Source organism: Streptomyces sp. adm13(2018) (genome assembly GCF_008042145.1).
Classification (GTDB): Bacteria; Actinomycetota; Actinomycetes; order Streptomycetales; family Streptomycetaceae; genus Streptomyces.
In genome coordinates this window covers 826,952-838,627 of sequence record NZ_RDBH01000129.1, presented here as the reverse complement: position 1 = coordinate 838,627, position 11,676 = coordinate 826,952, and the positions used below count along the sequence as shown (strand labels likewise).

Sequence of the window (11,676 nt, the reverse complement as noted above, 5' to 3'; positions counted from 1 at the left end):
GGCGGCTGTCGGCCGCCCCGAGGCGCAGCTACTTGCCGTTCTGCCGGGCGTTCTTCTCGGCGCGGGCGCGGGCGCCGTCGAGGATGCGGTCCACCTTCTTCTCCAGGTCGCCCTGATAGACGGTCTCGCCCGCGATGCCCCGCTTGGCCATGCGGCCGATGTACCAAGCGAACTTGGCCTTCTCGCTCGGGGTGAGCGGGGGGTGCTTCGGGTCGTACTCGGAGTTCTTCTTGCTGGCCATGACGCGGTCCCCTTCTGGGGCCGGGGCTGTCCCGGCTCCCCACCCGCCCCCGACCCGGTGGGCGAGGGGTGGGCAGGCAGCCGTCAGTCCTGGTCGAGCGGCTTGAGCTCGTGGGCGTGGCACAGGACCGGGGCGATCCAAATGCTGATCCGGTCGACGGTCCACCGGCCGTTCGTGAGGGGCCCCGGCTGTACCTCGTCGAGGACCCGCCCGGTGCGGCCGACGGCCCTCGGGTCGTCCTCGCACGCGACGATCAGCACGGTCTGTCCGGCACGGAACACGTCACTTCCCCTTCCGGGACCGGCGCGTCTTGGCCAGGGTCTTGGCGGCGGCCTTGCCGTCCGTGCCGCCGACCGACCGCACGACGGACACGACGCCCCAGGACAGGACGGCGGCGAGGAACGCGAGCAGGGCCAGGTTCGCGGCGATCGCGGTCAGTGCGCCGACGAGGAGCGGGCCGAAGTACACGCCCGCCGCGACGGTGCCGGCGCCGATGCCGGAGCCGAGCGCGATCCGCTGAACGGTGCGGTCCGGCGGGGCCTGGTGGATGTGCTGGTGGACCACCTGCGGCGCGGCCGTCGGGGCCTGGACGGCGGGGAGCTGGTCGGCGTAGGTGTAGGTGCCGTCCGGGAGCTGGACGACCCGGGCGGGTTCGGGGAGGTGGTTCACGACAGGTCACGTCCTCTCGTGGCCGCTCACGCGGCGGTGGTGTCGGGGTAGGCGCAAGGGGTGCACATGCCGAGCGAGGCGGGGATGCGGTACCCGGCGTCCCGCCCGCACTCCGGGCAGAGGCGGCGGGCCGCGTTCGCCCGCTCCAGGGCCGCCCACCGGGCCGGGGTCATCGGCCGGATCGGACGGGCGAGGTCGACCCGGTAGAGGAACGCGACCAGCGGGCCGCGTCGGCGGCGGGGGCGTTCGAGCTGCGCCACGACCGGCTGTCCGCCGGGCCGCAGCCCGATCGCCCGAAGCTGCCGGAACGTCGCCAGCCCCTCCGGAGCGAGCCGCCACCGGTAGACCGGGAGGGTGCTCACGACGCGGCCCCAACAGGCTCAGGGACCGCCGTAGTCTTCCGTTCGGCGCGGAGGGTGTCCCGGAGCATCCGGGCCTTGTCCGGTGACGTCCGCAGAGCCTTCCGGATGCCCTCGGCCGTCAACTGATCGACCGTCCACGACTCGGTCAACTGCCTTGCCTCAGCGACCAGTTCATCTGTCGTGCGGCGGGGTCGGGTCGACCGAGCAGCGTCGGGGACCCGACCGGTCGCCCGGCGCGGGGCCGACTGATCGGCGGCCACCGCACGAACGGCGACCCGATCAATCGGCACCTCCTCGGCGGGAGAATCGACCTCAACGACCCGCCCGACGGCCACCGGGGCGACCAGCGCCGGGACCGGCTCAGGAGCCGGTACGGCGAGGTCAGAGGTAGACCGTTCCGTGTCGCCCTGTGCCGATTCCTCCGCTTTTGCGGGGTCGGTCGATCGGTGGTGCAGAACCTTGGCGACCAGATCGGAGCCGAAGTAGATCGACCCGACTGGCAGCGATGTGGCGAGTAGGACGAGCAGCCAGTTGACCGGGTCCCACTCGGCCAGTCGGGTCCAGTCGACCGACTCGCCGTGCAGCTCGGGCACGAGCCCGTGCACGAAGTTGAGGACGAGCGAGGCGACTGTGTACGCCGCGAGGACCCGCAGCGCGAACTTCTTGTCGGCCCGTTCGGTCAGTACGAGCGTGGCGACCAGGGCGAGGGCCATGAGGCCGTCGACCACGAACGGGTAGAGCGTCGCTCCGGTCTCGTCCGCGCCGACGGCGGTGGCCACGTCCCGCAGCGCGTTCCAGGAGACCCGGAACGCCATGCCGACCACGGCGACCAGAGCGAAGACGAGCAGGGCTTTACCGGCGCGGTTCACGCTTCCTCACCGCCCTCGCACTGATCGGCGCGGTAGAGGAGGCGGGCGACGGCCGCCACGCCGACTCCGGCGAAGAACCCGACGACGGTGATGTCCCGGTTGCCGATGGCGATGCCCCAGACCTCGACGGCGATGCACAGGGCGATCAGGAGCCAGTAGGTGAGGCGGTTCACGCGGCACCGCCCGACCGCGCCAGGCCGGCGCGGTTGGTCAGGTCGCGGCGCTCCGCCAGGACCCGGTGACGGGCCCGCCGGATGCGCCGCTCGTCCAGCACGGTGGCCGGACGGTCGAGCGTCATGATCTCCGCGTCGAGCAGGTCGACCTCCGCCAGAATCAGCGGCATCTCCAGGTCGACCGCGTCCAGCTCCGCGTCCGACGGCTCACCGTCGAACGCAAGGGCCCCGCTCGTGGCGGGGAGTGTGATGATGGACTGCATTGGGTGTGTTCCTCTCAGACAGGAACGGCCCGAACCGAAGCCCCGGTGCTCTAACACCGGGGCTTCTCGCCGTTTGGAACCATCCGGCTCCCCTCAACCCCGCCCGTACGGCACCCCGCGAACGGGGACCGGACGGGCAGAGGAGGCAACCGGCCGCAGCAACCGCTGCGGCTGAGTGCAGGTGGTGCAGGTGTCTCGCCTTCGGGAACTCGAGCTCCCGGCTTAGGCATGCGAGACGGTGACCTTTCGGTCTCGCCCTCCGGTTGACCAGGGATCCGGGGCCCTCAGCCCCGTCTCTCAGGGGCTCCTTGTCGTGCGGGTGCGGCCCTGACCTGCGTCTTGACGACACAGCTCTCCCGGTCAAGCCTGACTTACTTGGCTAGCCCGGTGGGCACAGGAAGAACATAGCCAGCATGGCTAGTCACGTCAACGGGTGGCTAGCCATGCTGCCCAAATAGTCAGGTTCGCCGTACCATCAAGGGCATGACCTTTGAGCTTGAGCCGCTGGACCCGGACGACGACCGACCGCCGTACGAGCAGGTGGCCCGCAGCTTGGGCGCGGCCATCCGCACCAGGAAGCTGGGCCCCGGGGAAAAGCTGCCGTCGCACGCGAAACTGACGGAGCACTACGGGTTCGCCCGCGCCACGATCCAACGCGCGCTCCGAGACCTGGAGGACGAAGGGCTCGTCGTCTCCCGCAAGGGCAGCGGCGTGTTCGTCCGACACCGGACCGAGCGGCCGGCAGGCCTTCGGCCGTACGTCGAGCAGGCATTCGCCAGCCGGAACGTGACGATCGACTTCGCTGGCTTCTCCAGCGAGACGCTCCACGGGGCCCTACAGGAACCGCTCGACAAGATCCGTACGGGGCGGCTGACTCCCGCGAGCATTCGGGTGCGGATCCTCGTTCCAGACATGGCCGTTCCGCAGGCCGCGCCCGTTCGCCGGGAGGACTGCGCCGACGACCCCCGCCTCCGGGCCCGGATGCACGACATCATGGTCGGCTACACCCGCAGCATCACGGACTCGATCAGCGAGCTGGAGCACCTGGGTCTCGTCCAGGAGGGCAACGTGAGCGTGCGTATTCACAGCGGCACGCAGTTCTTCAAGCTATACGTCGTCAACAAGGAAGACGCGTTCTTCGGCTACTACCCGATCCGGCCGAACAAGGTAGTCGCACAGGGGGAAGCCATCGAGATCTACGACCTGGTGGGCAAGGACACCATCCTGTTTCACCACTCCCTCAATGACGGCGACTCGTCCAGCGGCGCCCAGCAGGTAGAGCAGGCACAGATGTGGTTCGACAGCGTGTGGGAGACGATCGGACGGGAGACCACAGCGGATGTCCTCTGAGGCACTGGCGGCCGTGCTCGCTGACTGTGACGCGATCCTCTTCGACTTCGATGGCCCGATCTGCCACGTCTTCCGGGGGCTGCCCGCCCCGGAGGTTGCCAAAGACCTTTCGGCACTGCTCGCCACGCTCGCGCCACAGCTCGCCGATGCGGCCCACTCGACGGATGATCCGATGGTGGTTCACCAGCTCGCACGCGAGGGCGGGCGAGATGTTCTGACTGCCGTCGAGGCGGCGCTCACAGATGCGGAGGTTCGGGCTGTCGTTGTCGCTGGCGAGCCGATGGGCGGGGCCGTCGAGGCGATGATTGCAGCCCGTTCTTCGGGGCGACGCGTAGCCGTGGTCAGCAACAACTCCGGCGACTGCGTACACGCCTACCTCGCGGCACAGGGACTCACCGGAGCCGTCGAGGTCGTGGTCGGCCGACCGGTCCTGCGGCCGGACCTCATGAAGCCGTCGCCGCACCCGCTACTCGAAGCCGCGGCGGCCCTCGGTGTATCCCCGTCACGTTCAGCACTAGTGGGCGACTCCGTAACCGACATCGAGGCGGCGCGAGCGGCAGGCGCGGGCAGCATCGGCTTCGCCAACAAACACGGCAAGAGGGAGGCTCTCACCGCCGCCGGCGCGGGTGCCGTGGTCACCGACATGCGGTCCATCGCGAGTGCCTTCGTAGCAACGTAGCTCAATGGACTGAGCCCCCGAGCGTTCGCCTGGGGGCTCAGCTCGCACCGATCCTTGATCCGTAGACCAGAGCGTGCAGGGATTAGCGCTTCTTGGTCTTCCGCTGCTGCCGGGATGTCCACTTCCCACGGTGCGTCTGGCAGCGGGAGTAGCCGATCATCGCCGGGTTCTTACACGGTTTCCCCGTCTTGGTCTCAGTCGATCCGCACTTGACCTGGTAGCCCACACGTCCTCCCTGTCAATTGGAGCGAGACGGGGGAATTGTCCTCTGGGCTGGTCGGCTTCGAGGGGACGTTCATTCCACCAGGCCAATTCCTTGGCGAAAGCGGCCGGATCCAACCGGCGACGCCAAGCAGGCAAACGTCGGCGAACCAAGGCCTCGGGGTGCAGGCGCCAAGCCCCGGCGGGCATCAGCCGGGCCGTCTGTGGGCCGTACGAGGGGGCCCGTCAACGGCCAACAACGACCAACCATGACGGCTAGAACGCAGGTCATGAGCAGGTCGAAGTCGATCCGATACAGGTCGCTCTGACGGGTAGTCAGTTCTAGTTATAGTGGGCAATGGTCGAGCACACTCCGTACCGTCGCGAAGACCTTCGGCACCGCGGGGAACTTCCGCACCACCGTGGAGAGATGAGGATCCATGCCCGCTCGACAGGGACCCACCCCGCAGGCGACCGCGCACGGCGGCGGCGTCTGGTCGCTCCGGGTGCCCATCCCGGACAACCCGCTCGGCCACACCCTGGTCCACGTCCTCGACACCGACCGCGGCCCGGTGCTCGTCGACACCGGCTGGGACGACCCCGCCTCCTGGACCGAGCTCACCGCGGGACTCGCGTCGCTGCGGATCGACATCGCCGACGTCCACGGCGTCGTCATCACCCACCACCACCCCGACCACCACGGCCTCTCCGGCAAGGTCCGCGAGGCCTCCGGCGCCTGGATCGCGATGCACGCCGCCGACGCCGACGTCGTACGCCGCACCCGCGACGCCGAACCGGGCACCTGGCTCGACTACCTCGCCCGCAAGCTCGCCGCCGTCGGCGCCCCCGAGGAGCACCTCGCGCCACTGCGTGCCGCCCGCGCCTCCGGCCGGACGCGGACCCTGCCCGGCCTGGGCTCCGCCCTCCCCGACCGGGAGATCGTCCCCGGCGAGCTGCTCGACCTCGCCGGACGGCGGCTGCGGGCCGTCTGGACCCCCGGCCACACCCCCGGCCACGTCTGCCTCCACCTGGAGGAGGAGCACCCCTCCCGGCTGCCCGGCCACGGCCGGCTCTTCTCCGGCGACCACCTGCTGCCCGGGATCACCCCGCACATCGGGCTCTACGAGGACCCCGACGACGCCACCGCCGCCGCCGACCCCCTGGGCGACTACCTCGACTCCCTCGAACGCATCGGCCGCCTCGGCGTCGCCGAGGTCCTCCCCGCCCACCAGCACCCCTTCACGGACGCCGCCGGCCGGGTCCGCGAGCTGCTCGACCACCACGAGGAACGGCTCACCGGACTCCTCGGACTGCTCGCCACCCCGCTCACCCCGTGGCAGCTCGCCGAACGGATGGAGTGGAACCGCCCCTGGGACCAGATCCCCTACGGCTCCCGCAACATCGCCGTCAGCGAGGCCGAGGCGCATCTGCGCCGGCTGGTGAAACTGGGCCGTGCCGAGGCGGTGCCGGGCTCGGAGCCGGTGCGGTACGTCGCGGTGTGAGGCGCCTCGCACCCGCCCGGCCGGGAGGCTACGGGCCGGTAGAGTGGCCCGGTCGTCATCATGCCCGTACAGGGGGAAGCCGGTGCGAATCCGGCGCTGACCCGCAACCGTGAACGGCCTTCCCAGGGGGTCGTGAGTCGGAATGCCCTGTCCGGGACGTGACCGCCGGCACCGTCGAGGAATACGGAGCCGGAGCCTGGTGCCCCTGAGGCGTGCCGGTGCCCGGCCGCAGGAGAGGGTCCCATGAACACCGTCCGCCGCGGCGCCACCGCGCTCGCCGCCGCCACCGTCCTGCTCTGCACCGGAGCGGCCGGGATCGCGGGAGCAGCCACCGCCGCACCCTCCCCCACCCCCTCTCCCGTCCCGGTCCCCGACGGTCTGTACGGCACGAAGGACCCCACGTACGACGGGGTGTGGCGGCAGTCGCTCGCCTTCCTCGCCCAGCGCGCCACCGGCTTCCAGCCCTCCGACCAGGCCGTGGAGTGGCTGCTCGGCCAGCAGTGCGCCGACGGCTCGTTCAGCTCGTTCCGCGCGGACGCCGCGGCGCCCTGCGACGCGAAGACCATGCGGGACAGCAACGCGACCGCCCTCGCCGTGCAGGGCCTGCGCGCGGTCCGCCGACAGTCCGGCTCCCCCGAGACCATCGACAAGGCCGTCAAGGCGGGCTCCGACTGGCTGCGCACCGTGCAGAACAAGGACGGCGGCTGGGGTTACAGCCCCGGCGGCCCCAGCGACGCCAACTCCACCTCGGTCGTCGTCGGCGCGCTCGCCGCGACGGGCGTGCGGCCGGGCTCCTTCACCTCCGCCGAGGGCCGTACGCCCTACGACGCGCTGCTGACCTTCGCGCTGCCCTGCTCGGACAAGGAGGGCCCGGGCGCCTTCGCGTACCAGCCCGACAAGGCCGGGAAGCTGCTCGCGAACGCCGACGCCACCGCCGCGGCCACCCTCGCGGGGCTCGGCAAGAGCGTCGTCGCCACCAAGGCCTCGCCCGAGCAGCCGCCCGTCTGCGACGACCTGTCGAAGCCGACGGTCGAGCGGGCCGCGCTCAACGGCGCCTCCTACCTGGCGAAGACCCTCGGGAAGACCGGCCACCTGAACCTGCCTCCGATGCCGGGCGCCGCCGACACCGGTGAGCAGCCCGACGTCGGCAACACCGCCGACGCCGTCGTCGCGCTCGCCGCCTCGGGCGCCTCGGCGGAGGCGAAGCCCGCCCTGGAGTGGCTGGAGAAGAACTCCGCCGCCTGGGCGAAGGAGGGCGGCCCCGCCGCGTACGCGCAGCTGATCCTGGCCGCGCGGGCGATGGAGACGGACCCGCGCGAGTTCGGTGCGGCGGACCTGGTCGAGCAGCTGAACGCGACCGGCCCGGCGCCGAAGACCCCGGACACCTCGGCCTCCTCCACGAGTGACGACGAGGGCGGCTTCGACGTCTGGTGGATCATCGGCATCGGCACGGTCGTCGGCGTCGGCATCGGCTTCCTCGTGAGCGGCCGCAAGAAGTGACCGGCGCGCGACACGACGGCGCGCGGCAGGACGGTACGCGACGGGATGGGGCACGAGGGCGCGGTGGGCGCGCGGCGGGTGCCGCCGCCGGGGCGCTCGTGACGCTCACCGCGGTCGTCGCCGCGGCGGCCCCGGCGCAGGCGGCCGGCTACCGCTACTGGTCGTTCTGGGAGAGCGGCGGCGGGACGACCTGGTCGTACGCCACGCAGGGCCCGGCGACCGCCCGCCCCGCCGACGGCGACGCGATCGGCTTCCGCTTCGCGATCAGCAGCGGCACCGACGACACCTCGCGGCCGTCCACCGCCCCCGACTTCGCGAAGATCTGCGGGGACACGGCGGTGAAGGACGGCAGCAAGCGGATCGCGGTGGTCGTCGACTTCGGCGGCGCGGCGGACGCGCCGCCCGGCGAGGCCCCGCCGACGCCGCCGGTCGAGACCGGCTGCGCCCAGGTCCGTACGGACGCGACGGCCGCGGAGGCGCTCGCCGAGGTGGCGAAACCGCTGCGGTACGACGGCGCGGCCATGCTGTGCGGGATCGCCGGCTACCCGGCGCGCGGCTGCGGCGAAGCCGTCGCGGAGAACGGTGGGACCGACGGGACCGCGAAGACCCCGGCGCCGAGCGCGTCGGCGGCGTCCGACGGGGACGGCGGCGGCCCGTCCGTCGGCGTGCTCGCCGGCGGCGCGGCCGTGCTGGTCCTGGGCGGCGCGGCGGTCTGGAAGGCCCGCCGGCGCGGATGAGCCGCGCCGCGAGCCCGGTCCCGGCCCTGGCCCTGGCCCCYGCCCTGGTCCTGGCCCCGGCCCTGGCCCTGGCCCTGGCCCTGGCCCTGGCCCTGGCCCCTATGACGTCCCCCGGTCCCCGGACGAACACGAGCCCCGTATGAAGGTGAGTACCGCCCTCCGCGCCCCGGAGGCGACCCGGTCCAACGCCCTGCACGCCGGTGCGTGGTGGATCTGGGCGCTCGGCCTGGCCGTCGCCGCCTCGCGCACCACGAATCCGCTGCTGCTCGGCATGCTCGTGGGCGTCGCGGGCTATGTCGTGGCGGCCCGGCGCACGGACGCGCCCTGGGCCCGCTCGTACGGCGCGTTCGTGAAGCTCGGCCTGTTCGTGGTGTTCCTGCGGGTCGTGTTCTCGCTGCTGCTCGGCTCCCCGATCCCGGGCACCCACCCGCTGTTCACCCTGCCCGAGGTGCCGCTGCCCGACTGGGTGCAGGGGGTGCGGATCGGGGGGCGGGTCACGGCCGAGCAGCTGGTGTTCGCGCTGTACGACGGCGCCAAGCTGGCGACCCTGCTGATCTGCGTGGGCGCGGCGAACTCGCTGGCCAACCCGGCGCGGCTGCTGAAGTCGCTGCCGGGCGCGCTGTACGAGGCCGGGGTCGCCGTGGTCGTGGCGATGACGTTCGCGCCGAACATGGTCGCGGACGTGGTCCGGCTGCGGACCGCCCGGCGGCTGCGCGGCCGCCCCACGGGCGGGGTGCGGGCGGTCCTCCAGATCGGTCTGCCGGTCCTGGAGGGGGCCCTGGAGCGGTCCATCGCGGTCGCGGCGTCGATGGACGCGCGCGGGTACGGGCGCACCGCCAGCGTCCCCGCCTCGGTCCGGCGCACCACGAACCTCCTGACCCTGGGCGGACTGCTCGGGATCTGCGCCGGGTCGTACGGTCTCCTCGCGGCGGAGGGCGCCGGATACGGGCTGCCGCTGCTGGGGGCGGGGCTGCTCGCGGCCATGGCGGGGCTGCGGCTCGGCGGGCTGCGGACGGTTCGCACCCGCTACCGGCCGGACCGCTGGGGCGGACGGGCCTGGCTGGTCGCGGGCTCCGGGGTGGCGGTCGCGGCCCTGATGATCGGGGCGAACGCGTACGCGCCGGAGGCGCTGCACCCGGGAGTGGTGCCGCTGGAGGCGCCGGAGCTGCCGCTCTGGCCGGCGCTGTCGGTCCTGGTGGGGCTGCTGCCGGCGTTCGTGGCCCCCGTACCCGCTCCCCTGCGGGGGCCCGCGGCCGATCCCGGTCCCGGGACGGCGTCCGCTGCGAAGGAGAAGGCGTGATCCGCTTCGAGAACGTCTCGGTGACCTACGAGGACGCCGAGCCGACCCTGCGGGACCTGAGCCTGACCGTCCCCGAGGGCGAGCTGGTCCTGCTCGTCGGCCCCTCGGGCGTCGGCAAGTCGACCCTCCTCGGTGCGGTCTCCGGCCTCGTCCCGCACTTCACGGGCGGCACGCTGACCGGCCGCGTCACGGTCGACGGCCGCGACACCCGGACCCATCCGCCGCGCGAGCTGGCGGACGTGGTCGGCACGGTCGGCCAGGACCCGTCGGCGCACTTCGTCACCGACACGGTCGAGGACGAGCTGGCCTACGGCATGGAGTCGCTGGGCCTCGCGCCGGGCGTCATGCGGCGCCGGGTCGAGGAGACCCTGGACCTGCTGGGCCTCGCGGAGCTCCGCGACCGCCCGATCGCCACGCTCTCCGGCGGGCAGCGCCAGCGGGTCGCGATCGGCTCGGTCCTGACCCCGCACCCGAAGGTGCTGGTCCTGGACGAGCCGACCTCGGCCCTCGACCCGTCGGCGGCCGAGGACGTCCTGGCGGTGCTCCAGCGGCTGGTGCACGACCTGGGCACCACCGTGCTGCTCGCGGAGCACCGGCTGGAGCGGGTGGTGCAGTACGCGGACCGGGTGCTGATGCTGCCGGAGGGCGTGCTCGGCTCGCCCGCCGAGATCATGGCCGTCTCGCCGGTGCACCCGCCGGTGGTGGGACTGGGCCGGCTGGCCGGCTGGGAGCCGCTGCCCCTGACGGTCCGGGACGCGCGACGCCGGGCCGCGGGCCTGAAGGAACGGCTGGAGGGGCGGGTTCCCGCGGAGGGTGCGCCGCCGTGGGGTCCCGCGGGGGGCGCGCCTGCCGCGGCCCCCGCCGCTGACGGCGACGGCGGGCTCCGCGCCGGGCCGTCCGGCGGCGGGAAGTCCGGGCCCTCCGGTGGCCGGGCCCCCGAGCCCTCCCGTGGCGGGAGGGAGCGGGGAGGCCTGTCGTTCCTGCGGCGCCGCACCCGGCCCGCGACCCCCGCCACGTCCGGCGCGTCCGGCACGTCCCCGAGCCCGTCCCCCGCCGCGTCTCCCCTCGTGCTGACCGAGCGCCTCGGTGTCCGGCGGGGCCGTGTGGAGGCGCTGCGTGCCGTGGACCTCCGCGTCCGGGCCGGCGAGACCCTCGCCCTGATGGGCCGCAACGGCGCCGGGAAGTCCACCCTCCTGTCCACCCTCGTCGGCATGATCGCCCCGACCTCGGGATCCGTCCTGGTCGCGGGCCGCACCCCGCACAGCACCAGCCCGCGCGAGCTGATCCGCCAGGTCGGTCTGGTGCCGCAGGAACCGCGCGACCTGCTGTACGCGGACACCGTCGGCGCGGAGTGCGCGGCGGCCGACGGGGACGCGGGCGCGGCGCCCGGGACCTGCCGGGCCCTGGTGTCCGAGCTGCTGCCGGGCGTCGCGGACGACACCCACCCGCGGGACCTGTCGGAGGGGCAGCGGCTGGCCCTGGCGCTGGCCGTCGTCCTGACCGGCCGGCCGCCGCTGCTCCTCCTGGACGAGCCGACCCGCGGCCTGGACTACGCGGCGAAGGCCCGGCTGGTGACCCACCTGCGGGCGCTCGCCGCCGACGGGCACGCGATCGTGCTCGCGACGCACGACGTGGAGCTGGCGGCCGAGCTGGCGCACCGGGTGGTGATCATCGCCGACGGCGAGGTGGTGGCGGACGGGCCGACGGCCGAGGTGGTCGTCTCCTCTCCCGCGTTCTCGCCGCAGGTGGCGAAGATCCTGGCCCCGCAGCCCTGGCTCACGGTCGAGCAGGTGGAGGAGGCACTCCGGTGAACACCCGCACGGCCCGTCC

15 protein-coding genes and 1 riboswitch are annotated in these 11,676 nt (G+C 73.0%); of the genes, 8 read left to right on the top strand and 7 right to left on the bottom strand.

What is annotated here, in order from left to right; translation table 11 throughout:
- Nucleotides 1–28 precede the first annotated feature (28 nt).
- From EAO70_RS20425 to EAO70_RS20400, 7 genes are all read right to left on the bottom strand, one after another.
- Nucleotides 29–241 carry a DUF6257 family protein gene (locus EAO70_RS20425; RefSeq protein ID WP_148004315.1) on the bottom strand — a complete coding sequence of 71 codons (213 nt, stop codon included), beginning with the start codon at nt 239–241 and terminating at the stop codon, nt 29–31.
- Between the two features lie 83 nt (nt 242–324).
- Nucleotides 325–522: a hypothetical protein gene (locus EAO70_RS20420; RefSeq protein ID WP_148004314.1), complete on the bottom strand. Its 198-nt coding sequence runs from the start codon at nt 520–522 to the stop codon at nt 325–327.
- A 1-nt stretch (nt 523) separates the two neighbouring features.
- The gene (locus EAO70_RS20415) at nt 524–910 is read right to left on the bottom strand and encodes a DUF6251 family protein (RefSeq protein ID WP_148004313.1); all 387 of its coding nucleotides are present in this window, start codon (nt 908–910) and stop codon (nt 524–526) included.
- Nucleotides 911–936: 26 nt separating this feature from the next.
- Nucleotides 937–1,272 (bottom strand): RRQRL motif-containing zinc-binding protein, encoded by a 336-nt coding sequence (locus EAO70_RS20410; protein ID WP_148004312.1) that lies wholly within the window; start codon nt 1,270–1,272, stop codon nt 937–939.
- Nucleotides 1,269–2,141, bottom strand: coding sequence for a DUF2637 domain-containing protein (locus EAO70_RS20405; protein ID WP_148004311.1), 873 nt, complete (start codon nt 2,139–2,141; stop codon nt 1,269–1,271). Before EAO70_RS20405 ends, EAO70_RS20410 begins: the two co-directional genes overlap by 4 nt.
- On the bottom strand, nt 2,138–2,314 hold the full coding sequence (locus EAO70_RS38050) for a hypothetical protein (protein WP_187283962.1): 177 nt from the start codon (nt 2,312–2,314) through the stop codon (nt 2,138–2,140). Before EAO70_RS38050 ends, EAO70_RS20405 begins: the two co-directional genes overlap by 4 nt.
- Entirely contained in the window at nt 2,311–2,577 is a 267-nt protein-coding gene (locus EAO70_RS20400; protein ID WP_148004310.1) for a DUF6284 family protein, read from the bottom strand. Before EAO70_RS20400 ends, EAO70_RS38050 begins: the two co-directional genes overlap by 4 nt.
- A gap of 483 nt (nt 2,578–3,060) precedes the next feature.
- Here EAO70_RS20400 and EAO70_RS20395 point away from each other — a divergent pair, with 483 nt between their 5' ends.
- The 8 genes from EAO70_RS20395 to EAO70_RS20360 all read left to right on the top strand — a co-directional run bounded on the left by EAO70_RS20395 (nt 3,061) and on the right by EAO70_RS20360 (nt 11,657).
- Nucleotides 3,061–3,927, top strand: coding sequence for a winged helix-turn-helix domain-containing protein (locus EAO70_RS20395; RefSeq protein ID WP_148004309.1), 867 nt, complete (start codon nt 3,061–3,063; stop codon nt 3,925–3,927).
- Nucleotides 3,917–4,606 (top strand): HAD family hydrolase, encoded by a 690-nt coding sequence (locus EAO70_RS20390; protein WP_148004308.1) that lies wholly within the window; start codon nt 3,917–3,919, stop codon nt 4,604–4,606. The genes EAO70_RS20395 and EAO70_RS20390 overlap by 11 nt, the downstream gene beginning before the upstream one ends.
- A 641-nt stretch (nt 4,607–5,247) precedes the next feature.
- Nucleotides 5,248–6,309 (top strand): MBL fold metallo-hydrolase, encoded by a 1,062-nt coding sequence (locus EAO70_RS20385; protein ID WP_148004307.1) that lies wholly within the window; start codon nt 5,248–5,250, stop codon nt 6,307–6,309.
- A gap of 70 nt (nt 6,310–6,379) precedes the next feature.
- Nucleotides 6,380–6,457: riboswitch (cobalamin riboswitch) on the top strand.
- A 95-nt stretch (nt 6,458–6,552) separates the two neighbouring features.
- Nucleotides 6,553–7,809, top strand: coding sequence for a prenyltransferase/squalene oxidase repeat-containing protein (locus EAO70_RS20380; RefSeq protein WP_148004306.1), 1,257 nt, complete (start codon nt 6,553–6,555; stop codon nt 7,807–7,809).
- A 98-nt stretch (nt 7,810–7,907) separates the two neighbouring features.
- Nucleotides 7,908–8,546: an SCO2322 family protein gene (locus EAO70_RS20375; protein ID WP_148004305.1), complete on the top strand. Its 639-nt coding sequence runs from the start codon at nt 7,908–7,910 to the stop codon at nt 8,544–8,546.
- Nucleotides 8,543–8,689: a hypothetical protein gene (locus EAO70_RS38045; protein WP_187283961.1), complete on the top strand. Its 147-nt coding sequence runs from the start codon at nt 8,543–8,545 to the stop codon at nt 8,687–8,689. The genes EAO70_RS20375 and EAO70_RS38045 overlap by 4 nt, the downstream gene beginning before the upstream one ends.
- The gene (locus EAO70_RS20365) at nt 8,686–9,846 is read left to right on the top strand and encodes an energy-coupling factor transporter transmembrane component T (protein WP_148004304.1); all 1,161 of its coding nucleotides are present in this window, start codon (nt 8,686–8,688) and stop codon (nt 9,844–9,846) included. Before EAO70_RS38045 ends, EAO70_RS20365 begins: the two co-directional genes overlap by 4 nt.
- Nucleotides 9,843–11,657 (top strand): ABC transporter ATP-binding protein, encoded by a 1,815-nt coding sequence (locus tag EAO70_RS20360; RefSeq protein WP_148004303.1) that lies wholly within the window; start codon nt 9,843–9,845, stop codon nt 11,655–11,657. The genes EAO70_RS20365 and EAO70_RS20360 overlap by 4 nt, the downstream gene beginning before the upstream one ends.
- Nucleotides 11,658–11,676: the final 19 nt, after the last annotated feature.